General features: G+C 59.6%; 23 protein-coding genes, 1 tRNA gene, 1 pseudogene and 1 CRISPR repeat array. Of the genes and pseudogenes, 4 read left to right on the top strand and 21 right to left on the bottom strand.

Annotated elements, in window-relative coordinates; all coding sequences use genetic code 11:
- Positions 1-4: 4 nt before the first annotated feature.
- The 9 genes from DESFRDRAFT_RS00210 to DESFRDRAFT_RS00185 all read right to left on the bottom strand — a co-directional run bounded on the left by DESFRDRAFT_RS00210 (position 5) and on the right by DESFRDRAFT_RS00185 (position 8,010).
- A complete protein-coding gene (locus tag DESFRDRAFT_RS00210) occupies positions 5-1,288 on the bottom strand; it encodes a Y-family DNA polymerase (protein WP_005989966.1) in 1,284 nt (427 codons plus the stop codon).
- A 7-nt stretch (positions 1,289-1,295) separates the two neighbouring features.
- Positions 1,296-1,724, bottom strand: a complete 429-nt coding sequence (locus tag DESFRDRAFT_RS00205; protein ID WP_005989964.1) for a LexA family protein — start codon at positions 1,722-1,724, stop codon at positions 1,296-1,298.
- A gap of 120 nt (positions 1,725-1,844) precedes the next feature.
- Positions 1,845-2,733: direct repeats of the CRISPR family, unit length 32 nt; unit sequence CCTTCATCCCCCGCACACGCGCGAGTTGCGAC.
- Positions 2,734-3,035: 302 nt separating this feature from the next.
- Positions 3,036-4,391: an RNA-guided endonuclease TnpB family protein gene (locus DESFRDRAFT_RS00200; protein WP_081458382.1), complete on the bottom strand. Its 1,356-nt coding sequence runs from the start codon at positions 4,389-4,391 to the stop codon at positions 3,036-3,038.
- A gap of 144 nt (positions 4,392-4,535) precedes the next feature.
- Positions 4,536-5,240 carry a hypothetical protein gene (locus DESFRDRAFT_RS21670; RefSeq protein WP_005989960.1) on the bottom strand — a complete coding sequence of 235 codons (705 nt, stop codon included), beginning with the start codon at positions 5,238-5,240 and terminating at the stop codon, positions 4,536-4,538.
- Complete coding sequence (locus tag DESFRDRAFT_RS20935) at positions 5,233-6,420, bottom strand: AAA family ATPase (RefSeq protein WP_005989958.1); 1,188 nt, start codon at positions 6,418-6,420, stop codon at positions 5,233-5,235. The genes DESFRDRAFT_RS21670 and DESFRDRAFT_RS20935 overlap by 8 nt, the downstream gene beginning before the upstream one ends.
- Positions 6,421-6,521: 101 nt before the next feature.
- Positions 6,522-7,016, bottom strand: coding sequence for a helix-turn-helix domain-containing protein (locus tag DESFRDRAFT_RS00195; protein WP_052303423.1), 495 nt, complete (start codon positions 7,014-7,016; stop codon positions 6,522-6,524).
- Between the two features lie 85 nt (positions 7,017-7,101).
- Complete coding sequence (locus DESFRDRAFT_RS22445; protein ID WP_158306954.1) at positions 7,102-7,278, bottom strand: hypothetical protein; 177 nt, start codon at positions 7,276-7,278, stop codon at positions 7,102-7,104.
- A gap of 18 nt (positions 7,279-7,296) precedes the next feature.
- On the bottom strand, positions 7,297-7,512 hold the full coding sequence (locus DESFRDRAFT_RS00190) for a hypothetical protein (RefSeq protein WP_043793493.1): 216 nt from the start codon (positions 7,510-7,512) through the stop codon (positions 7,297-7,299).
- Between the two features lie 120 nt (positions 7,513-7,632).
- Positions 7,633-8,010, bottom strand: coding sequence for a hypothetical protein (locus tag DESFRDRAFT_RS00185; RefSeq protein ID WP_043793491.1), 378 nt, complete (start codon positions 8,008-8,010; stop codon positions 7,633-7,635).
- On the opposite strand from DESFRDRAFT_RS00185, the gene DESFRDRAFT_RS20930 reads away from it, so the two are divergent.
- From DESFRDRAFT_RS20930 to DESFRDRAFT_RS20545, 4 genes are all read left to right on the top strand, one after another.
- Positions 7,990-8,355: a hypothetical protein gene (locus DESFRDRAFT_RS20930; protein WP_233489526.1), complete on the top strand. Its 366-nt coding sequence runs from the start codon at positions 7,990-7,992 to the stop codon at positions 8,353-8,355. The two genes, DESFRDRAFT_RS00185 and DESFRDRAFT_RS20930, sit on opposite strands and share 21 nt — an antisense overlap.
- A gap of 68 nt (positions 8,356-8,423) precedes the next feature.
- Positions 8,424-8,876: a phage regulatory CII family protein gene (locus DESFRDRAFT_RS00175; protein WP_005989953.1), complete on the top strand. Its 453-nt coding sequence runs from the start codon at positions 8,424-8,426 to the stop codon at positions 8,874-8,876.
- 71 nt (positions 8,877-8,947) lie between these two features.
- Positions 8,948-9,202, top strand: coding sequence for a hypothetical protein (locus DESFRDRAFT_RS00170; RefSeq protein ID WP_005989951.1), 255 nt, complete (start codon positions 8,948-8,950; stop codon positions 9,200-9,202).
- Entirely contained in the window at positions 9,199-9,591 is a 393-nt protein-coding gene (locus tag DESFRDRAFT_RS20545; protein ID WP_005989949.1) for a helix-turn-helix domain-containing protein, read from the top strand. Before DESFRDRAFT_RS00170 ends, DESFRDRAFT_RS20545 begins: the two co-directional genes overlap by 4 nt.
- Here DESFRDRAFT_RS20545 and DESFRDRAFT_RS00160 read toward each other — a convergent pair.
- The 12 genes and pseudogenes from DESFRDRAFT_RS00160 to DESFRDRAFT_RS00105 form a co-directional block, all read right to left on the bottom strand.
- On the bottom strand, positions 9,588-10,484 hold the full coding sequence (locus DESFRDRAFT_RS00160; protein WP_052303422.1) for a tyrosine-type recombinase/integrase: 897 nt from the start codon (positions 10,482-10,484) through the stop codon (positions 9,588-9,590). The genes DESFRDRAFT_RS20545 and DESFRDRAFT_RS00160 overlap by 4 nt on opposite strands.
- A 366-nt stretch (positions 10,485-10,850) precedes the next feature.
- Positions 10,851-10,927, bottom strand: a tRNA-Arg gene (locus tag DESFRDRAFT_RS00155).
- 283 nt (positions 10,928-11,210) lie between these two features.
- Positions 11,211-12,131, bottom strand: a complete 921-nt coding sequence (locus DESFRDRAFT_RS00150; protein ID WP_005989945.1) for a manganese-dependent inorganic pyrophosphatase — start codon at positions 12,129-12,131, stop codon at positions 11,211-11,213.
- Between the two features lie 248 nt (positions 12,132-12,379).
- A pseudogene (locus DESFRDRAFT_RS00145) lies at positions 12,380-13,015 on the bottom strand (PTS sugar transporter subunit IIC); the annotation flags it as partial.
- 282 nt (positions 13,016-13,297) lie between these two features.
- Positions 13,298-13,759 (bottom strand): PTS sugar transporter subunit IIB, encoded by a 462-nt coding sequence (locus DESFRDRAFT_RS00140; RefSeq protein WP_005989941.1) that lies wholly within the window; start codon positions 13,757-13,759, stop codon positions 13,298-13,300.
- A 5-nt stretch (positions 13,760-13,764) separates the two neighbouring features.
- Positions 13,765-14,202 carry a PTS sugar transporter subunit IIA gene (locus DESFRDRAFT_RS00135; RefSeq protein ID WP_005989939.1) on the bottom strand — a complete coding sequence of 146 codons (438 nt, stop codon included), beginning with the start codon at positions 14,200-14,202 and terminating at the stop codon, positions 13,765-13,767.
- Positions 14,203-14,421: 219 nt separating this feature from the next.
- A complete protein-coding gene (rapZ, locus tag DESFRDRAFT_RS00130; protein WP_005989937.1) occupies positions 14,422-15,309 on the bottom strand; it encodes an RNase adapter RapZ in 888 nt (295 codons plus the stop codon).
- 88 nt (positions 15,310-15,397) lie between these two features.
- Entirely contained in the window at positions 15,398-15,850 is a 453-nt protein-coding gene (locus DESFRDRAFT_RS00125; protein WP_005989935.1) for a PTS sugar transporter subunit IIA, read from the bottom strand.
- A complete protein-coding gene (hpf, locus tag DESFRDRAFT_RS00120) occupies positions 15,851-16,399 on the bottom strand; it encodes a ribosome hibernation-promoting factor, HPF/YfiA family (RefSeq protein ID WP_005989932.1) in 549 nt (182 codons plus the stop codon). It lies immediately after the preceding gene.
- A 49-nt stretch (positions 16,400-16,448) separates the two neighbouring features.
- Positions 16,449-17,885, bottom strand: a complete 1,437-nt coding sequence (gene rpoN, locus DESFRDRAFT_RS00115; RefSeq protein ID WP_005989929.1) for an RNA polymerase factor sigma-54 — start codon at positions 17,883-17,885, stop codon at positions 16,449-16,451.
- A 115-nt stretch (positions 17,886-18,000) separates the two neighbouring features.
- Positions 18,001-18,543, bottom strand: a complete 543-nt coding sequence (locus DESFRDRAFT_RS00110) for a KdsC family phosphatase (RefSeq protein ID WP_005989927.1) — start codon at positions 18,541-18,543, stop codon at positions 18,001-18,003.
- Between the two features lie 242 nt (positions 18,544-18,785).
- The gene (locus tag DESFRDRAFT_RS00105; protein ID WP_005989925.1) at positions 18,786-20,420 is read right to left on the bottom strand and encodes a CTP synthase; all 1,635 of its coding nucleotides are present in this window, start codon (positions 20,418-20,420) and stop codon (positions 18,786-18,788) included.
- Between the last annotated feature and the right edge of the window lie 160 nt (positions 20,421-20,580).

Below are 20,580 nucleotides of genomic sequence, written 5' to 3'. Positions count from 1 at the left end.
AAACTCAAATCGCCTTCACCTCCAGAATATCCCGCCAGTTCGTCGTGTAATGCGGCGAGCGCAGGGCCTGCTTCATACGCCAGTCCTGCTCGATGCCGCAGGCGGCGAACGTGAGCGTGTCCCGGCCGAAGCGGTCGTTGATCGCATCGAGCACGCGCATGAGCCGCTCTCCCCTGCCCCCGGCTTCCGGCGCGGGTTCCAGCAACGAAAGCTGCCGGCTTTTCAGGCGCTCCAGGCCGGACAGCATGATGCCGGCCTTCTTGTAGCGGTAGCCTTTGCGGAAAATGCGTTCCAGCACCCGGATCGCGGCCCGGATGATCGCGGCGGTGTGCGCCGTGGCCACGGGCAAGGCGGCATAGGCGGAATTCGCATATTGGGGCTCGCCTTCGATAAAGGTATTGGTCTGCACCCATACCGTGACACCGTTTGCCAGCAGGCGCGCGGCGCGCATGCGTTCGGCCGCCCGGGTGACGTAGGTGGCCACGGCCTCGCGCATGTCCTCGATGGCCAGGACCGGTTTGCTGAACGACCGTGAGGCGGCCACCGACTTCTTGACCGGCGCGATGGTCTCCAGGTCGAGGCACGGAATCCCCCGCAGCTCGAGCTGGGTGTGCAGCCCGCCGATGGTCATCCGTTTTTTGACCAGGTCCCGGGGCAGGTCCCGAAACTGCCGGGCATTGCGCACGCCGAGACGCTCGAGCATGGCGGCGTAGCGCCGGCCGATGCCCCAGACATCCTCCACCGGCACCCTCTCCAGTACGGCATCCGGATCCGCGCAGGCCTCGAAATCCAGCACGCCCTCGAGGGAGGCGTCCTTCTTGGCCAGCTTGTTGGCCACCTTGGCCAGAGTCTTGGTCGGCCCGAGCCCGATGGAGACCGGGATGCCGGTCCAGCGCCCCACCGTCTCCCGGATATGCCGGCTGTAGGCCACGACGTCGTAGGGCATGCCGGTCAGCTCCAGGAACGCCTCGTCGATGGAATAGATCTCCAGGTTCGGGCTGAACCGGGCTAGGGTTTTCATGACCCGGGCCGACATGTCGCCGTAGAGCGTGTAGTTCGAGGAGAACACGGCCGCGTTGTGCCGGCGGAACAGCTCCCGGCACTCGAAGGCTGGTTTGCCCATGGGGATGCCGGCGGCCTTGGCCTCGGCCGACCGGGCGATGACGCAGCCGTCGTTGTTGGACAGCACGACCACGGGGCGGTTGGCCAGGGACGGCACAAACACCTTTTCGCACGAGGCGTAAAAGGAGTTGCAGTCCACCAGGGCCAGGATCTGGCGGGGCGGCATGGTGGCGTCAGGTCCGGTGGATGACGAAGGTGACCACGCCCCAGATCTCGAAGGAGGACTCCGGCCGGATCTCGATGGGCTTGTAGGCGTCGTTTTCCGGGGCCAGGAACAAACGCCCGTCCATGTGCTTCAGGCGCTTGACCGTCAGTTCCCCGTCCACGGCCGCGATGACGATGCGCCCTGGCCGGGCTTCCTCGGCCCGATCCACCACCAGGATGTCGCCGGATTGGATGCCGGCGCCGCGCATGGATTCCCCGCTGGCGCGGACATAGAACGTGGCCGCCGGATGGGCGATGCACAGGTCGTTGAGGTCCAGGGCCTGGTCGAGATAATCCTCGGCCGGGCTGGGAAAACCGGCGGACACCGGCGTCAGGTAGAACGGCAGAGGCTGCGAGGTCCGGGCCTCGAGGGGGATGGGCGGGAGTTGCGGGCGCATGGCCCCGTCATAGGGAAAAGGGACCTGCGTTGTCCAGAAATATAAACATCCGTTGAGTTCGATTAACGCCCACCCTCATCTGCCCTGATCATCACTCTGTCCATGCTAAGGGCTTCGAGATCGCCCTCCCCCGCGCACGCGCGAGTTGCGACGGAGGCGGGTCTCCAGCTTACCAATCTCCTCGACCCTTCATCCCCCGCACACGGGCGAGTTGCGACGGCAACGGGACCGCCACCATAGAAGACCTGTGGAACCTTCATCCCCCACACATGCGCGAGTTGCGACACAACGCCACGCTCTACAAAGTCCAGATGGAGGACCTTCATCCCCCGCACACGCGCGAGTTGCGACGGTCCAGGCCGAGTGCGATAAGTGCGAGAAGGTGCCTTCATCCCCCGCACACGCGCGAGTTGCGACAGAGTAAGGAGGGGCGAAAAATGGCCAGGAACGGCCTTCATCCCCCACACACGCGCGAGTTGCGACAGCTTGAGCGCATAGGAGGTATCCCCATGGCATGCCTTCATCCCCCGCACACGCGCGAGTTGCGACTGCAAAGTCCTGTTCATAATAACCCCATAAGTACCTTCATCCCCCGCACACGCGCGAGTTGCGACCCCTGACTGTGCGCAAGCCTAACGCGTATTCGTCCTTCATCCCCCGCACACGCGCGAGTTGCGACATCAGTGGAGCGCCATCCAGTGGCTCTATCTGGTGCCTTCATCCCCCGCACACGCGCGAGTTGCGACGAATTATCACGGGCTCTTTTTGTTTCAAACCTATCCTTCATCCCCCGCACACGCGCGAGTTGCGACGGGGAAAGTTATAAGGCCCTGCGGGGTTTCGCTCCTTCATCCCCCGCACACGCGCGAGTTGCGACCCGTTGCGGAGGGGGTCCTGGACGACTATGTGGTCCTTCATCCCCCGCACACGCGCGAGTTGCGACAAAGTCTAGCCTGTTCTTCTCTAAACTCTTTGTGCCTTCATCCCCCGCACACGCGCGAGTTGCGACTGCCCCCTTGATTCCTGGCCCCCGGAGCCGCTTCGTCGAGGCTTTTCCGCGAACCAGGCTCCTGTGGCCATCACCTCATACGAATTGTGCCGTATAAGATGAGCTTCTCCCGTAACGGCAGCAGGTTGGCCGCCGCGCGAACCTCCCGGGAAAAACGCGTCCACTTGGGGTTCGCGCCTGTCAAAGAACGTCGCCACTCGCGTCGTGGGCAGGAGTCGGGCGATCAGGACGTCTGCCATGCCAATGGCTCCGCTTATCGCCCCCCGGTGGTGAAATCCACCGCAGGATCGCAGTCAACGGCGTTATGCCTCCTGCGCACCCTCCCAGAGCTGATCCATTTCGCCCAGGGCGTCAGGTTCAGACTCGATATATCCGTGCAGTAGCACATCCCCAGTCGCGAGGGCAATATTACGAGCGGCATTATAGTCGGCATTCACCGGCCGCTTTCCCTCGCCGCATTTTTCGCAAACGAACTTCTCTTGCGACTTTCTATTGCCTTTGGAGATATGACCACATTCACTGCATCGCTTGCTTGTATTTCGAGGATTGATCTTCACGATCCCTATCCCCATTTCCTTGGCCTTATAAGAAAGAAGCTCGAAAAACTTGCTCGGCACCCACAACAATCGTCGAAATTCGCTTTCGACATCTCTTTGGCGCAAACTGGACAAGTCTTCCATGTGGATTGTGCCGCAGCCATGCTGCACACAAAACTTGATAACCTTACGTGTGAGCGCGTGATAGTAGGTTTGAATCCAGTTGTCTTCTTTTTCGGAACGCCGCCAGTTTTTCGTCTTGGAGTAAAGACCGGCGCGGGATTGCAAGCGACGTCGCTCGGCGCGAAACCGCGACCGGGCGGCCCAGACATCTTTCCCCTCGCCCAGATAGGCGCGCTGCGGTCCGAAATTAACCGCGCATACCGCCGGGATCACCGCGCCGAGGTCGATACCGCAAACGCGCGCGGGATCCAGTTCCGGCTGGATGGCATCGAAGCTGTAGGGGAGCAGCGCCACCAGCCCCTTCTTGCCCATTTGGATCTGGCCGTCGGACAGTTTGTACTCGCCGTTGACGATACGCTGCACGATTTCCACCGCACCCTGATCACGCCAGGAGAAACAGGACACAAGGGTCAGCTTGCGACGTTGTTTTTCGATCGCGATGGGGCCGTCATGCACCTCGGCAATCAACTCGTCGCTCAGCCAGCTTGCCCCAAAACCCTGGGGGTCGATGCAAAATTGCTTGGTACCGTTTCGCTCGACGACGGCAATCTTGGTGCCGGTATGCCGGAAGGGAACAAAGAGCGAGCGATACGTGGGGAGGCTTTTGCGTCCTGCCCAGGCATCCTTGTTGGTATTCCGATATGTTTTGACTGCGAAGTTCCGCTCCAGGGTGGCCATGTTGCCAGCTGGCAGGTATTTTCGTTTTTCGGCTAAATGGCGATAAATTGTCGTATCAAGTGCGATCTGCTTTCCAGTCTCCGCATCAATTTGATTTGGAATATTTTCCAATCCATAGGCAATGGCATAGCGAATAGCGAGATTCCCAAGATACCGTGCTTCATTCATTACTTTGTCGAACGCACGATACTTGATCTTTCGAAGGATCTCATCAGATTCATCGATCACTAGAGGAATTTTTACTACTTTTGTAATAGCCATATCCTCTCACCATCACAGCTATTGAATTCGATGACGTTGAAAGCCTTTCCCTACATTCTTCAGATGTATATCTTAGAAAAAATTCACACCTTCATATTTAAGCAGTCCAAACAAGTTGGTGATTGCAAAACAGTCACACATATTTCAAAGAAGAGACAGCTCAACAGAGTTACTAAAGTCTCGCGCCTGAAGACAATGCTCTTTGATAAAATCCCAATTCTCGGTAATAGTAGACCTATTAACTTTGTATTTTTGAGTATTCTTTTTAAACTTTCCATCCTTTGTACCAACGAGGCGTTGGCGTGAAGGCATCCCATGTAGATATTGATAAATTTTATCATAAAATTCTATATCGTTAAGGATACTTCTGTCATTTTTCCCAAAAACTCCAACAGCAACCCAACTCTCCGTGCAAAAGCTTGGAATACATAAAACACTATGCGGATCAATTACCAGGGGCGACAACCAACCCTCGACTACTGCGACCAGTCTGTCGATTGTATCACAAATTGGCGGCCAGTTTATTTGACAAGGTAAATCGTTATTTGGATTGTCGGTAATATTCCCATCGCTATATTGAGATGTTGAGACATCCGCATCGAGATGGATTATGATGATATCGTACTCTGAAAGTAAGGGAGAGCTGGCAAGGGTTTCTCCCCCGGCAGCAGAAACCTGACGGCACCATCGATATACGCCGGGCCAGCCTCCACCAGTACACCCCATTGGTTCTTCTGGCTGAATGAGGTTAACTGTAAAACTTTCCGTTAGAATTGCATTTAATGCAGCTTCTATTATATAGAAATCTGTTATTCCTTCAGCAATAACTCCAATGGCTTTATCAGACATTGGGCACACCTCCAATGTGACCCATTGTCCAAAGACGCGATAACGGCCAGCTGTTTTCATTGCACAATTTCAACATCTCATCTGTTATCTTTATACGTTTTACTTGTGTGTGACCAAAGTTATTCCTATTTACAGCAAATAGACGGATATCGTCTGACTCCAGAGGAAGGCCATCTAACACCAATGGGTTATGCGACGTAAAAAGAATCTGTTGATCTTCCCAGTAATCAATTGTTAATTGACAAAAAGTTTTTACAACAGCCCTAATTAGACGTGGATTTAAGGCTTGATCTAGATTGTCAATGGCAAATATTGATGGAGCATTTTGCGAAAGTGCAAGAACTGCCAAAAAAATAACATATAAAGCTCCTTCACTTGCATCATAAGCTGTCAATGTATTTCTATTTGCATCCATAAATCTATCTGTAAACCTGATAATATATTTCGACCTAGGAACTGATGGAGATAGTAAACTGCTAGCAGACGACATTGTGTCAACGTTACTAAACCAATCCATAGTATAAAGCATTTCGTCTAAGTAGTCTTGAACCTCATCATTTTTCATTGCATACGATTGCAGCTCTCTCAAGGCCTCTGCCAGTCGACCGCCTGACAATCCAACAGGTGCTCTTTGTTGTAAATCAGGATTTGTTCCACGTAATGTGGGGGTGTTTGGACAATATATGGCATAATCATTAAGACTTTCTAACAGGGAAAAATCATAATTTGAACTTTCCATCTCTACCATTTTTAATGCAGCGAGACCTTGGTACTTGTTGTATTTCTTAGAGTCCCTAATACCGCGTGAAATAATAGATTCAGAATTTTGAGAAAAATTCTCTGTTTTGTAGCTCCAGGCCAATTGAGGATCCGTTAATGGGTTATTAAGAGCAATAGAATATGATACCATTTTTGATCTTGCTAAAAAAAATATATGCGGAGGCGTTCTAATATTCTTAAAAGAAGATTTATAAAGCCTCGGGAGTCCAGGCCTTACACCACGCCGCATGAGCGATTCGTCATCGACTTTGCCTGAGGCAGCGGCTGACATAACACCAATTGCCTCAAGTATATTACTTTTCCCGCTCCCATTGGCACCGATGAAGACATTGACCTTTCCAAGATCAATAGACACATCGGACAAAGATTTAAAGCCGACAATCTTAATTTTATCTATCATACATATCCCATGCAGCTCGAGTTGCTTTAAAAAGTCCGTTGCACATTACTTTGTTGGCTCAAACCAACACCATCGTCGTCCTGTCTCAGTGCATCGGCTCTTTAGATGTCTTTCCCGAAGTCAGTCCTGGACTCATGGACGTTATTATATCCAGGATCGGCCGGAGACTCGGCGGTCTTGTAGGTACTTTTTGGGGCGCGGGTTTTGCCCATGGCGATGGCTTCGATGCCATCGATGATCCGTTCGGGTGCCGCGCCCAACTCCTGCATGGTCCGCTTGTACGTGAGCATCTCTCGCTGGGCTGGAGTGAGGTTATCGTCAACTTCCGCCAGAGGGAGTCCATGTCTTGTCTCCCCTACCCCAAGCATTTCCCCTTCACCTGTTAATATCCATTTGGGATTTATAGTAAAAATATGGACCAAGCTTGCAAGCATGCTGGGCTTGGGTTCGTTTCTCCCCTGAGTATAGTTCGACATAGCTTGTTTTGAAATTCCAAGACGTTGGGCGAGCTCTTGTTCCTGCAAACCAAAGTGATGAGCAATTTGTTTCAATCGCCCAGCCAATGACTGTCGGAAATTTTGGTCAACACTATCCATGATTTTTGTTGACTGAGTCTCGTAAAATTTCTAAGCCAAAAAACAAGCGAACCACTACGCGCCCCTATTCCACGACTGGATGGCGTCAACCCGCAGGAGAGGAGCAACCATGACCACCACCCGTCTGTTGGCTGAACAGATCCTCGGCATTGAAAACCTCATGAAACTCGACGTTGCCGGCATCGGCGTCTTCTCCAGGGACCGGCAGCGCGCCAAGCAAGCCTTCTTCCGCGCCGTCACAGCCGAAAATCAGGCGTTGCACGGCATCATCGCCGATACCCTAGCGACGCTCCCATTCCGCCAGCGACTCCGGCTCATGCACCGTGCCCTGGCTATCCCAAGCGTCGAATGTCGTTGCACACATGAAGACATCGTCCGCCGCCGACTCCGGCGAATGGTACGAGCCAAGCGCTTCGTCGTTCATGCAAAGCACCCAGCGGCCGGCATCGGGCCGGATGCTGAAGGTTCCGAATCGGGTTCGGTAGATGAACATCATGGCGTTGTTGCCTCAGCGTGGAGGGCAACGGATTCTTCCCCGAACCTGTCCCAGAAACCGGGCCAGATGGCACGGTTCTGGTCACGCCTGCGGGTTTTCCCGTTCGGTGTCCAACACAATTTATCCAATCTCCCTGCAGAGTTGCGTGAGTTCTTCCTTCGCGGAGTCCGTGAGTTGAAACGCCAGCGTGCCGACGCCGGTGTTCAATAGAAGTAGATCGCCATCAGCTGCACGACGGATGCCAACAATTTCAACAGGTTGCTGCATCTGGCGCTCGATAGATAGCGCTTGCGATTCAACAACCTCGTCCAAAGGGAGTTGCTTTGCTGCTTCAACGGCAGAGCCGAGGATCGCCATGAACACGCCGTGGATTTCAAGAGTCGGCAGAAAGAAGCCGATCCGAGTGTCTTCTGCAATTACGCCGAACTGTGTCCAGTTCGGGTCTTCCCCAGGAGCAACTCCAATGCTTGAAGCATAATGGACCCCAAGATTTTTCACTGTGCTTCTCCTGCAGCCACCCAAGGGGATGCCTCGGAAATTGCGGGCACCAAGTTGAGAGGTTTTCCGATGAACGGATTAAGCGAAAAAGTACGCAACAATAACAAGGCCCGTCAAGTACGCCTGCGGATCTTCCTGCTCGAAAATGGCATTGAATCCCGGGAACTGGCGAGAAAACGCGGCCTGTCCCCGGGCGCGATGGGGGATGTTTTGTCCGGCCGCAGGCCCAAGCGCGAACATATCGAATGGCTCATCGCCCAGGGGATACCGGGCGACCTGTTGCCTGAGCCGGCCGTGCCCCAAAAACGCGGCCCCAAACCCAGAACCGACCACCCGGCCCTGTAGGGCGGCCAGCATCCCTGGCTAGCCCGTTTTTGCGGCCCAAGCCACGCAAAACCGACAGGAGAATCAGCATGCCACGCCACGAGTACCCGTCCCTCACCCCGATCCTGCACGCGCTCGTCAAACGCGCGCCGTCAGGCATCGGCGCGCAAACCATCGCCAACATGCTGGGCTGGCATTACCCGACCATGATGTCCGAGCTGTCCGGCCAGCCCGGGCACAAGTGCGGCGTGGACCGGCTGTTGCCGGTGATGGACATCACGGACTCGGACGAGCCCCTGCACTTCCTGGCCAGGGAGATGGGCGGCGTGTTCGTGCGCCTGCCCAGCATCGAGGACGGCGACGACCCGGTGCAGCAGCAGTGCCTTGTGGCGGTCAAGGAGTTCGGGGAGCTGATCGCGGCCTGCGCCGATGCCCTGGCCGATAACACCATCAAGCCGGACGAGCGCATCCGTATCCGACGCGAAGGCTACGAAGCCGTGGCCGCCATCATGGCCCTGCTCAAGCTGGTGGAGGCGGACTGATGGACGGGGGGCGCGCCGACAAAATTTCCGATCACGCCCGGGCCGTACCGGGCCCAGGCCAAGGAGGCCGCATGAGCACCAATACCGTTGCCTACAAGGCCGCTAAGCTGCGCCTTGATCTGGCCCAGGCCTGCCTGGATGCGGACCACTATGCGATCTCGCTCCGGGCTGCGCTCGATGCCGGCCTGCCCAGCGTGGTTGTCACCTCTGGTCCCGCGATGGGATCCACCGAGGCCATGATGCGCGAGTGCCTGCGCCTGGTCGGCAGCCTGGAGGTGGCGCAACACGCCTTGCAATGTCTCGAGGCGATGGGGGCGCAGGCATGATCACCATCGAATCCGTGCAAAATGGCGTGTTGCTCGACGCCGGCGGCCGCCGCATGGTGTACGAGCTGCGTCCCGGGCGGCGTACGCAGGCCGTACATGACCTGCTGGCCGCAGTGGCCACCGAATTGGCCTCCGGAATCGAGGTCCGTATTGAGGTCCTGGACCCGCGTGGCCAGGATGAGCCTATCACCATCCGCCCGCAGAAACGGTCCCTCAACGCTGACGATATCGAGGCCGAGTACGGCATCCCGGCCCGGACTCTGGAGGATTGGCGAGCGTCGGGCAAGGGCCCACCCTACCTCAAGCCGGGCAAGCGCGTGATCTACCTGCGCGAGGATTTCGAGGATTTCTTGCGCGCGCACATCGTCGCGACAACGGGCAGGGGCTAGTCGCCATGGTCTGGATCGAGCAGCGCGTCATCGATGATCTGCAGTTTCGACCGGCCGCCGCCCGGGATGAGGTGGGCATAGCGCAACGTCATTTCGATGCGTTTGTGCCGCATCATCTCCATGAGTTCATGCAGCGTGACCTGCCCGGACTGGGCCAGCCAGCTGGCGAAGGTGTGACGCAGGGTGTGGAACCGGACGCGCCGGCGTTTGTCCGTGACCCCGTCGTTAAGGCCCAGCTCTCGGACTACGCGGTCAAATGTGCTGCTGATGCCCCACATGATCTGCCCGCCGTTTTCGTCCTGGAACAGGTACTCATGGGGTTGCCGCCGATAACCAGCCAGGATCCGCATGATGTCCGCCGGCGCCGGCACGGACTGGGGTTCGCCGCCCTTGGCCCGGATATGGATGATGCGACCGGCGCAGTCCAGGTCCTGGCCGGTTATGCCGAAGATTTCCGTGGCTCGCAGCCCCGTCTTGAGCGAAAGCAAGGCCATGTCGTGCACTTGCTGAGATCGCCGGGCAAGCGCGACGAGCAGGTCGCGTGCCTCACGCCTGGTCAGGTAACGCGTAGCCTGGTTGTCCGCTCGCGGGAGCTTGAACGGACCATGCCGTTTCACGGCGAAAGGATTCTCCCCCTTCCACAGCTCCAGCTCGATGGCATGGTTGACGGCTCGACGCAGCAGCCCGAAACAATGGCGCACAGTTTGCGCCGCCATCTTGCGTCGCAGGGCCGCCTTGACGTCCCAGAGCATTTGCAGTGTGACGGCATCAATTGGGACAGCCTCGAACTTCGAGGCGAGATGCAGGCCATAGCGGGCGCGTTCCGGGTCCACGCGCTTGCCTTCCCCTTCGGCCCAGCTGAGATAGCGCGCGACCATGTTACCGACGGTCATGCACGCCGCCGGAGCCTCCTCGTGGTTTGCCCTTACGGAGTCGTCTGCCTTGCCCGTGAGCAACCGAGCGCGGGCATCAACACCGTCGGTGGGCCGGACGCCGTCGGAATGCCAACCGACGGTGTGCCAGCGGACCTTTCCCTCGCTGTCCCGGTACCACACGACATAGCACCGATCCGCTCCGTAGGAGCACTTTCGGGTGGGGCTCTCCCGGTAGAAGACGCCTGTGTATCGCGTTTTGATGTACTTCCCGGCCATGATGAGGGGGATAACCCCGGGGAAGGTTTCGAGGAAGGAATTTATCCGTCGTTTATCCGTGGAACGAAAAAGGGGCTACGATGAACACCGTAACCCCTTGTAATCATTTGGTGGGCAATGGGCGATTCGAACGCCCGGCCTTTGGCTCCGGAGGCCAACGCTCTATCCAGCTGAGCTAATTGCCCGAAGAAGCGGTAAACTATCCGTGCCCCCCGGGCTTGTCAATAAGGAACTAGCCCATTTGGAGGAATTCCTCCAGGCCGCAACGAGCCGTCCGACAGCCCCTGCCGGGCAAGTCAAAACGGGGGGAGCGGAAACCCCGCGAGCGGGCGCCCCCTCTCCGAAGCACCCGCGGAGGCGGCAATCTCCCCTCCCCCACCCCGGCCCTATGCCCGCTTGACCGGGCTTGCGCAACAAAAAAAGGGAGCAGCCCGGAAGCCGCTCCCCTTTGGGCAAACGGAGTCGGAACTAGGCGAAAGCCTTCTGCAGCGGCGGCACGACCTGCTTTTTGCGGGACAGCACGCCGTCGAGCCACACGGAATCGCCCTTGACGTCGACGCCGAAGGCCTTGTTCACGTAGCTGGGATCGTCGGAGACGATCAGCATCTCGGAACCTTCCTTCATGATGTCGGTCAGGAGCAGGAACACGCTGTGACGGCCTTCGGCCTTGACCTTCTTGCACTCGGCCAACAGGTCGGCCTTGACCGGCTCGAGGATGGACAGGTCGACCACTTCCAGCTGGCCGATGCCGATCTTCTTACCGCCCATGTCGAAGTCCTTGTAGTCGCGGAAGACCAGATCGCGGGCCGGGGTGCCGCCAACGGCCGACTTGACCTTGAACATCTCGACGCCGAGCGACATGTAGTCGGACACGCCGGCGATCTTGGCCAGGGCCTCGACGGCGGCCTTGTCCTCGGGGGTGCAGGTCGGGGACTTGAACATGACGGTGTCGGACAGGATGGCGCACATCATGATGCCGGCCATCGGCTTGGTGATCTCGACCTTGGCGCAGTCGTACATCATCTTGACGACGGTGCAAGAGCAGCCCACGGGCTTGACCAGGATCTCCAGGGGATTGGGGGTGGTCACGTCGCCGAGCTTGTGGTGGTCGTAGATGCCGATGATCTCGCCCTTGTCCAGGTTGTCCAGGCTCTGGGCCAGATCGGAGTGGTCGACCAGGATGATCTGCTTGTCGGCGGCGTCGGTGACGATCTCCGGAGCGGCCACACCGAACTTTTCGAGCACGAAAGCGCTTTCGGGGTTAAGCGGCCCCTGCGCGGCCGGCTTGGCGTCCAGGCCCTTGGCCTTGTTCATCAGGTCCGCCACGGAAATGGCGGCGGCGATGGAATCGGTGTCCGGGTTTTTGTGACCAACGACATACAAAGCCATAGTAGTGTCCTCCTGGTGTGTTTTCCCAATAACCCTGACGGGTTGGCTGCCGCAACTTAGAACTTGTGAAGAATATCCCAAAATACGCAAGTTGCCAAGTCAAATTCCCCGGGCCGCCGGCCTTTTTTCGGCCCCGGCCCACTGCAGCTGAGCCATTACCATCCGGGATATATGGCTTTATCCGTCAAAATCACGAAAGTTCCCTTTCGCACAATATTGCGGCACGGAGGCGTTTCACGTCCGGACCATCAGGTCAGCAGGCACCAGGCCACAGCCACGATCATGCCGGCGGCCAGCAGCATGTACGCCGGGCGGTAGCGCAGGGACAGCACGCCGCCAAGGCTTCCCAGTATCCAAAGCTGGCTCCAGGTCGCCCCGGAAGAAGCCAGATACGGCCAGACCTTGGGCAGCAGCGCGGCGTACAGCGCGATCAGCCCGGCCAGGATCACACTGAAGGCCAGGCCGTTTAAGGCGGCCATGTCGAGCAAGGCCCGACGCACCAGCCGGCCGGGCGCGAAATGGGATTTGGACCGCTCCCGGGCCGCCGTGTACCGCGACAGCACGATGTTCTCCATCATGCGCTGGGCGCCCTCCAGGGTGGCGAAAAGCCGCCCCAGGATGGCCGTGGTCGCGGCGATAAAAAGCGCCTCGGCCGGCGTCGACAGCTGATAGACGTGCATCAGCGACAGGCCGGCCAGGGTCGCCGCGGCGGCGTTGGGAGGGATGTGGGTGCCGGCGGGGATGCCGTCGAGCCAGAAAAGCTCGTAAAACAGGCACAGCTTCAGGGTCGTGTCCAGATCACCGTAACAGGCGGCCCAGAAAAAACCGATGACGAGCGGCCTCTCAAGCAGCGCGACGTTTAAAAAGAAGCGGAAGGACGAAAAAAAGACAAAAAAAAAGCGACGCTTATCACGTGGAGCAAAATATCGGCCTGATGGGTCATGCGCGTCGTCTCGCCTGGGCGATTTCCGTGGGCGGGTTCATGTCGAATGGCCCGTAAAGCGGCCGTCGCGGCCGTCGGCCGCCTGCCTTCGCCGGCAGCGCGCCCGTTTCCAGGGCGCGCCCTTTATGCGCCCGCGACGCATGCTGCGCCACTTCGCGGGCAATACCGTGACGACTCTCCGCCCGTTTTCCGATACGGGGACGCCCCCGCAAGGACCGCGCCGCTACACGGAACGCAACTGCTGCGGATCGCTCGGCACGCAACGGTAGTCGAGCCGCACCCCCTTGTCCCGGAAGAAATCCAGGCAGGACTCGTCATCCTTGGACAGGGCCACATGGGGGCAGACCTGCTTTTTCCCCGGCGCGTAATGCAGATTGCCGAGATTGAGATTGCCGAAGCCGAAGCCGCACTCATAGGCGGTTCTGGCGTCGCGGCAACTGGCGAACAAGATCAAGGCGTCCTCGGCGTCGAGGGGGTTTCTGGACAAAAAACCCAACAAGTCGCCGACCGGCAGAAATTCAATGCGCACACCCGCCGGTATGGCCAGGGACATGATCTCCTGGCGCAAAAAATCCGTGGAGAGGTCGTCGTTGACCACCAGGATCGTGCGGGCATGCGTGAAAGGCAGCCAGGTTTCGATGATCTGGCCGTGCACGAGCCTGTTGTCAACCCGTACGAACGACATGTTTTCTAACCCTCGGCCACCCGCTTGCGCAAGACCTCGCCCGCCACGACGATGCCCTGGCAGCCGGCCTGCTTGGCTTCGGCGGCAAGCGCCTCGAGGGGCTTGGTCCGCGCGCCGAGAATTTTTATCAGCATGGGCAAATTGACGCCCGTAAGCACCTCCAGCCGGCCCGACCCCAAAAGCGACAGGCTGAGGTTGGTCGGCGTGCCGCCGAACATGTCCGTCAGGATAAGCACGCCGCCGCCCTGATCGGTTTCCTTGATGGCGGCCTTGAGCGACGTCAGGATATGGTCCACTTCGGTGGCCATGTCCACGCTCACGCAACGGCAGTGATCCTGGGCGCCCAGGATGCATTCCGCCGCCTTCAAAAGCCATGTGCCGTAATCGGTGTGGGTGACGATCACCACGCCGACCGGCGTTTCCGAGCGGGTTTCCCCATTCATGTCCGCGCATCCGGGGCCGTTATCGGCCCTAACCTGGCGCCTGCCGGCTGGCCGGGAATTCCCGCCCTGTGCCGCGACGCGTCCTGCTGCCGCAGTGCCCCACCAACAAAACCGGGAGCATTCCCCCGTCCGGCCGCCACGAAAGCCGCAAACGCGGCCTGCCGCATCGACCCTCACGATTCGCCGGCAATGCGGGCGGCCATGCCGCCGCGCGCCGGATCAACCGCGTTCGATATGCCGATGCTCAAGGGAAAGATTGTAACCAGCCTTGGACAAGGTGTCAAAGACGGCCTCGGCCACGGCGACGGATCGGTGCCGCCCCCCGGTGCAGCCGAAGGCGATGGTCAGGCGGTAGCGCCCCTCCCTGGCGTAAAGCGGCAGGAGATAGAGCAGGAAATCGGTCAGCCTGGTCAGAAACTCCCGGCCCGGGTCGGCGGCCAGGACGTAATCGCGCACGGGCGCGTCCTTGCCGGTCTTTTCCCGCAACGCCTTCTCGAAATAAGGGTTGGGCAGAAAGCGCAGGTCGAAGATCATGTCCGCCTCGGACGGCGGTCCGTACTTGAAGCCGAAGCTCATGACGTGGACCTTGAGGGTGCCGGTGGACACCCGGATGGAGGCCCATTTCTCCTGGAGCTTGCGGCGCAGGTCGTGGATGGAGAAATCGGTGGTGTCGATCACCATGTCGGCCGCGTCCCGAAGCGGCGTCATGCGCGTGCGCTCCTCGACCACGGCCTGCTCCAGGCCCCGCGATTCGCTTTCCAGGGGATGGGGCCGGCGCGTGGTGGCGTAGCGGCGGATGATTTCCTGGGTGTCGGCTTCGAGGAAGATGATTTGCAGGGATGACGAAGCGCCCTTGACCTGGGCCAGCGTCGCCCCCCAGTCGGTGTCCATGTCGGCCTGGCGCACGTCCATGCCGAGGGCGAGCCCCTTGTAGCGCTGGCCGCCCTTCTCCTCGAACAGGCCGATGAGCTTGGGCACGAGGCTGACGGGCAGTCCGTCCACGCAAAAAAAGCCCAGGTCCTCGAAGACCCGTAGCGCGGTGGATTTCCCGGAACCCGAAAGTCCGGTCAAAATGACGATGGTCAGTGCCGCAGGCGAGTCTTCCATGGCGCGCGCCCTCCCGGGCCCGACATGACAGACTCCCCGTGCGCCGGCGTGTCGGTCGGCGCACGGAGAGGTGACGTTTCGTGTTGTATCAGGCCGCGGCCGTGAGCACCTGCCACAAGGCGGCGTCGTTTTCGGCGCTCATGAAGGCGTGCCGGAAGGATTCGTCGGACAGCAGCCGGGAGATGTGGGCCAGGATGCGCAGGTGCAGGCCCGCCACGTGCTCCGGGGCGAGGACGAGAAAGAAGATGCGGCAGGGCTTGAAATCCAGCGCATCGAAGTTGACGCCCTTTAAGCTGCGGCCGACGACGATGACGATCTGCTCGAGGTTCTCCATCTTGCCGTGGGGAATGGCGACGCCGTCGCCGATCCCCGTGGTGCCGAGGTTTTCCCGGTCAAGCAGCACCTGGCGCGCCCGGACATCGTCGAAATCGGGCCATCTGGCCTTCATCGGGGCGATCAGTTCGGCCAGCACGTCGGGTTTGGACTCGGACACAAGCTCCCCGATCACGAAATCGGGCTGGAGATAATCCTCAAGACGCATTTACGCTCCCGTTCCAGGATCAATGAGGCCGAAGTCGCCGTTGCGCAAACGGTAGATGACATTGGGCCGGTCGGTTTCGGAGTTGATGAACACCATGAACTCGTACTTGAGGCTTTCGAGCTGCATGGCCGCCTCTTCCACGGCCATGGGCTTGGGCTCGTAATCGTCGGTCTGGACGATGGTGGGCGTACGCGCGCCGTCGGCATCCTCGCTTATGCTGATGACCTGGGTGTGGACGACCTCGGCTTTCTGGCGGCGGCGGTCCTTTTGCTTCTCGCGGAACTTCTTGGCCTGCGCCTCGACTTTGTCAAGGATCATGTCGATGGTGGAGTACATGTCCTCGGAAGCCTCGTGGGCCGAGATGTGCATATTGTCGGCCAGGAAGATGACGTCGGCCAGCTGGCGGGTCTTTTCCACGGCAAGGTTGACCTGCAACTCCGAGGCGTCGGTGGCGACGGTATACTTGGCGAGCTTCTCGAAACGTTTGCGGGCGTAGTCGCGCAAATGATCCGAAGGCTCGAAATTCTTGAAATTAAAAGTAATGTTCATATATCCCTCCGGGTGGCATGGTGTTGGGCCGCATGTGCGGCCCGAAGCATCAGAAAACTTCCTTGCGTTTGGACGAAGATTCGATGCCCATGGCCGTGCGGTATTTGGCCACGGTACGGCGGGCGATGTTGATTTGCAGCTCTTCCTTGAGCATATCGGCGATGGCCTCGTCGCTGATGGGTTTCTTGGCGTTCTCGCCGGCGATGATCCGCTTGATCATGGCCTTGACCGACTCCGAACCCACCGTGCTGCCGTCGTCGAGTTCCAGGGAACTGTTGAAAAAGAACTTCAGCTCGAAGATGCCGTGGGGCGTGGCCACGTATTTGTTGGACGTGATGCGGCTGACCGTGGATTCGTGCATGCTGATGTCGTCAGCCACGTCCTTTAAAATCAGCGGCCGCAGTCGCGTCACGCCGTGCTCAAAAAACTCCCGCTGGAACTTGAGGATGCTCTCCAGGACCTTGTAGAGCGTGCGCTGGCGCTGGTAGAGGCTTTTCATGAGCCACATGGCCGAGCGCATCTTGTCTTGCAGGTAATCCTTGTCCTTGTCCGCCTTCGGGTTAAGCCCGTCCATGTAGGTCATATTGACGTTAAGCCGGGGCATGCCCTCTTCGTTGAGCAGGATGACGAAGTCGTCGCCGTACTTGTAGACGAAGGCGTCGGGGCTCACATAGATGGGATCGCCCGAGCCGTAGCTGGCCCCGGGCATGGGATTGAGCGTCTGGATCAGCTCCAGGTATTCCTTGAGCTTTTCCATGGCGATACGAAATTTCTTGGCCAGCGGCTTGTAGCGCTTTTTCTCCAGGTCCTCGAGGTGGTCGCGCACAAGCTCGATCAAAATGGGATCGTCGTAGCCGTAGACCTCGATCTGGGTCAGCAGGCACTCGCTGGGGGTGCGGGCGGCCACGCCCACAGGGTCGAAACGCTGGAGGCGGTGCAGCACTTCCTCCACCGCCTCGACGCTGGTGGACGTCATCTGGGCCAGCTCGTCGAGGGAAGCGCGCAGATAGCCCGAGGAGTTGAGGCTGCCGACGATGGCCTCGCCGATCTCGAGCTGCTTGGGCGTGAAATTGGACAGACGCATCTGCCAGCCGAGGTGCCCTTCAAGAGAGGGCTTGGAGGCAAGCCTCGCGTCGAAGGCCATGCCCTCTTCCGGGATCTCCGACTCGTGCGCCTGGGCCTGTCGGCCGGTGCTGGCGAAATCACCGAGGTAGTCGTCCCACTCGGCGTTTTTGAGCAGCTCCTTTTCCATGGCCGCGTCGCTGGTGTCGCCGCTCGGGCCGAGGTTGTCCTCGGCCATTGTGGATTCGGGCTGCCGATCTTCCTCTATGGATTCCTCGAGAAGGGGGTTTTCCAGAAGTTCCTGCTGCACGCTCTCCAGGAGCTCCAACCGGGACAGCTGCAGGAGCTTGATGGCTTGTTGCAGTTGGGGGGTCATCACCAGCTGCTGGGACAATTTGAGCTGCTGTCGCAGTTCCAGGGCCATGTCTACCGCCGTACGCGCTTTTTAAGGTTTTCGTGTCGGACGGGGCCGCCGCGTGTTCGGCCCCCGCCCAACAAAAAGCATGCCACAATCGAAGGGTCGTGGCAATCCGCCCGTCTTACCGTTCCCGCAGGAACCAGTCGTACGCGGCCGCGAGGTGTCCGGAAGCATTCAGGATAAAACGGATGGCCTCGCGCACGGCGCCCTGCCCGCCGCCCCGGCTCGTCACCCAAAGGGCCAGGTCCAAAATTTCCGGCTGGGCGTCGGCCACGGCCATGGGCAGACCGACAATCCCCATGGGGCCGGCGTCCACCCAGTCGTCGCCGAGATAGGCCGTCCGCTGCGGGGTTATGCCGGTGCGTTCCCAGATGGCGCGCAGGATCGGCACCTTGCGGTAATGGCCGGGATGGTATTCGGCGATGCCGAGTTCCTTGATGCGGGCGGCCACGGCCGGGCTGTCCAGGCCGCTTATGACCGCCACGGCGACGCCGGCGATCTGGGCCGCCTTGACGCCGAGCCCGTCCTGGGCATGAAACCGCTTGGCGATCTCCCCCCGGCCGTCGACGTACAGGCCGCCGTCGGTCAAAACCCCGTCCACATCCAGCACGAGCAAGGCGATATCCTTGGCCCTGGCCGCGGCAAGCGTGGCGTCATGCGTCACGGCGCGCCTCCTTTGCTTTTTCCCGGCGCAACCGCGCGCCCGAAAGTGCTCTCGCCCCGGCTGCGCGCCCTCACCAAAGAGGTAAGGCTTCCACGCGCAAGAACAACAAGGCGACCCTTCCGATCGTCTTCACCCGGGATACGGCGCTGGCCCCGCATTCCCTTTTGAAAGTTTTTGATGAGGCGGCCAGGGGGGCAACTTTTTGAAAAAAGTTGCCCCCCTGGCCGCCGAGGCGCGGCTTCCTACGCCCCTTGTTGGCGCTTGGCCGCCAGGACGAACTCCCGGAAGAGCGGATGGGGTTTCATGGGGCTGCTTTTAAATTCCGGATGGAACTGGCAGCCGAGAAACCAGGGATGCTCGGGCAATTCCACCATCTCCACGAGTTCCCCGTCCGGGGACAGGCCGCTTAACACCATTTCGCCCTCTTCGAAGGCGGCGGCGTAGGCCTTGTTGAACTCGTAGCGATGGCGGTGACGCTCGGAAATCTCCCCGGCGCCGTAGGCCGCGGCGGCCTTGGTGTCGGGCTTGACCACGCAGGGATAAGCGCCCAGGCGCATGGTGCCGCCCTTGTTGCAGGAAGGGTCGCGGCGCTCGATCTTCTTCGTGCGGAAATCAAACCATTCCCGCATGAGGTAGATGACCGGATCGCTGGTGGTCAGGTCGAATTCCTCGGAATTGGCCCCGGAAAGCCCAAGCACGTGGCGGGCGTATTCGATGACCGCGCACTGCATGCCGAGGCAGATGCCGAAAAAGGGGATGCCCTGGGTGCGGGCGTATTCGATGGCCGCGATCTTGCCCTCGACCCCGCGCGAACCAAACCCGCCCGGGACCAGGATGCCGTCGATGCCGGCGAAGTGCCCGGCCGCGTTCTCGCGGGTGACTTCCTCGGAATTGACGTACACGAAACGGATCGACACGCCGGCGATGCCGCCCGCGTGCACCAGCGCCTCGTGCAGGCTCTTGTAGGCCTCCTTGAGGTCCACATACTTGCCGACGATGGCGATGGAGACCGAGCCGGAGGGGTTGTCCAGCCGGTCGACCATGGCCCGCCAGGCGGTCAGATCGGCATTTTTCGCCGGCAGGCGCAACAAAATGGCGATTTTCTGGTCCACGCCCTCGGCATAGAGCTTGAGCGGCACCTCGTAGATGTCCTTGACGTCCACGGCCGTGAACACCGCGTCGGCGTCCACGTCGCAAAAAAGCGCGATCTTTTCCTTGAGGTCCCGCGTCAGGTCCACCTCGCTGCGGCAGATGATGATGTCGGGCTGGATGCCGATGGAGCGCAGCTCCTTGACGCTGTGCTGGGTGGGCTTGGTCTTCACCTCGCCGGCCACGCGCAGATACGGCACCAGGGTCAGGTGGATGTAGAGGACGTTTTCCCGGCCGAGGTCCATGCGCAACTGGCGGATGGCCTCCAGAAACGGCTGGCCCTCGATGTCGCCAACCGTGCCGCCGATCTCGATGATGGCCACGTCCTCATCACCGGCGACGCCGAGGATGGCCCGCTTGATCTCGTCGGTCACGTGCGGGATCACCTGCACCGTGCCGCCCAGGTAGTCGCCCCGGCGCTCCTTCTGGATGACGCTGAAATAGACCCGGCCGGAGGTGTAGTTGTTGCCCTGGCTCATGGGCACGCCGAGAAAACGCTCATAATGCCCGAGGTCGAGGTCGGTTTCGGCCCCGTCGTCGGTGACGTACACCTCGCCGTGCTGAAAGGGGTTCATGGTGCCGGGATCGACGTTGATGTAGGGATCGAGCTTTTGGATGGTGACCTTAAGCCCCCGGGCCTGGAGCAGCGCGCCGATGGAGGCGGCGGCCAGCCCCTTGCCCAGGGAGGACAGCACCCCCCCCGTAACGAAAATAAATTTGGTCTTCATTGCTGATGCCGTCCTTGATGTGTGTGCTGTTCGGGGCGCGCCGGCGTACCCGGCGGCCCGCGCCGAAACGATCCGGCCCCACGTAACGGGCCCGGTTGACGCGGTCGGGGCGGCCCCTTATGTTCAGCCGCGCAAAGTAAGCCTTCGGGCGCAATTTTTC

It is taken from the genome of Solidesulfovibrio fructosivorans JJ] (assembly GCF_000179555.1).
GTDB lineage: Bacteria > Desulfobacterota > Desulfovibrionia > Desulfovibrionales > Desulfovibrionaceae > Solidesulfovibrio > Solidesulfovibrio fructosivorans.
Note: the sequence above shows the minus strand (reverse complement) of the source record. Positions and strands in the feature narration are given on the sequence as shown.

Excerpts from the sequence above, each read along its gene's own strand:
- DESFRDRAFT_RS00210 (WP_005989966.1), bottom strand. The coding sequence starts at position 1,288 with ATGCCGCCCCGCCAGATCCTGGCCCTGGTGGACTGCAACTCCTTTTAC.
- DESFRDRAFT_RS00205 (WP_005989964.1), bottom strand. The coding sequence starts at position 1,724 with ATGCGCCCGCAACTCCCGCCCATCCCCCTCGAGGCCCGGACCTCGCAG.
- DESFRDRAFT_RS00200 (WP_081458382.1), bottom strand. The coding sequence starts at position 4,391 with ATGGCTATTACAAAAGTAGTAAAAATTCCTCTAGTGATCGATGAATCT.
- DESFRDRAFT_RS21670 (WP_005989960.1), bottom strand. The coding sequence starts at position 5,240 with ATGTCTGATAAAGCCATTGGAGTTATTGCTGAAGGAATAACAGATTTC.
- DESFRDRAFT_RS20935 (WP_005989958.1), bottom strand. The coding sequence starts at position 6,420 with ATGATAGATAAAATTAAGATTGTCGGCTTTAAATCTTTGTCCGATGTG.
- DESFRDRAFT_RS00195 (WP_052303423.1), bottom strand. The coding sequence starts at position 7,016 with ATGGATAGTGTTGACCAAAATTTCCGACAGTCATTGGCTGGGCGATTG.
- DESFRDRAFT_RS00190 (WP_043793493.1), bottom strand. The coding sequence starts at position 7,512 with ATGATGTTCATCTACCGAACCCGATTCGGAACCTTCAGCATCCGGCCC.
- DESFRDRAFT_RS20930 (WP_233489526.1), top strand. The coding sequence starts at position 7,990 with ATGGACCCCAAGATTTTTCACTGTGCTTCTCCTGCAGCCACCCAAGGG.
- DESFRDRAFT_RS00175 (WP_005989953.1), top strand. The coding sequence starts at position 8,424 with ATGCCACGCCACGAGTACCCGTCCCTCACCCCGATCCTGCACGCGCTC.
- DESFRDRAFT_RS00170 (WP_005989951.1), top strand. The coding sequence starts at position 8,948 with ATGAGCACCAATACCGTTGCCTACAAGGCCGCTAAGCTGCGCCTTGAT.
- DESFRDRAFT_RS20545 (WP_005989949.1), top strand. The coding sequence starts at position 9,199 with ATGATCACCATCGAATCCGTGCAAAATGGCGTGTTGCTCGACGCCGGC.
- DESFRDRAFT_RS00160 (WP_052303422.1), bottom strand. The coding sequence starts at position 10,484 with ATGACCGTCGGTAACATGGTCGCGCGCTATCTCAGCTGGGCCGAAGGG.
- DESFRDRAFT_RS00150 (WP_005989945.1), bottom strand. The coding sequence starts at position 12,131 with ATGGCTTTGTATGTCGTTGGTCACAAAAACCCGGACACCGATTCCATC.
- DESFRDRAFT_RS00140 (WP_005989941.1), bottom strand. The coding sequence starts at position 13,759 with ATGTCGTTCGTACGGGTTGACAACAGGCTCGTGCACGGCCAGATCATC.
- DESFRDRAFT_RS00135 (WP_005989939.1), bottom strand. The coding sequence starts at position 14,202 with ATGAATGGGGAAACCCGCTCGGAAACGCCGGTCGGCGTGGTGATCGTC.
- rapZ (WP_005989937.1), bottom strand. The coding sequence starts at position 15,309 with ATGGAAGACTCGCCTGCGGCACTGACCATCGTCATTTTGACCGGACTT.
- DESFRDRAFT_RS00125 (WP_005989935.1), bottom strand. The coding sequence starts at position 15,850 with ATGCGTCTTGAGGATTATCTCCAGCCCGATTTCGTGATCGGGGAGCTT.
- hpf (WP_005989932.1), bottom strand. The coding sequence starts at position 16,399 with ATGAACATTACTTTTAATTTCAAGAATTTCGAGCCTTCGGATCATTTG.
- rpoN (WP_005989929.1), bottom strand. The coding sequence starts at position 17,885 with ATGGCCCTGGAACTGCGACAGCAGCTCAAATTGTCCCAGCAGCTGGTG.
- DESFRDRAFT_RS00105 (WP_005989925.1), bottom strand. The coding sequence starts at position 20,420 with ATGAAGACCAAATTTATTTTCGTTACGGGGGGGGTGCTGTCCTCCCTG.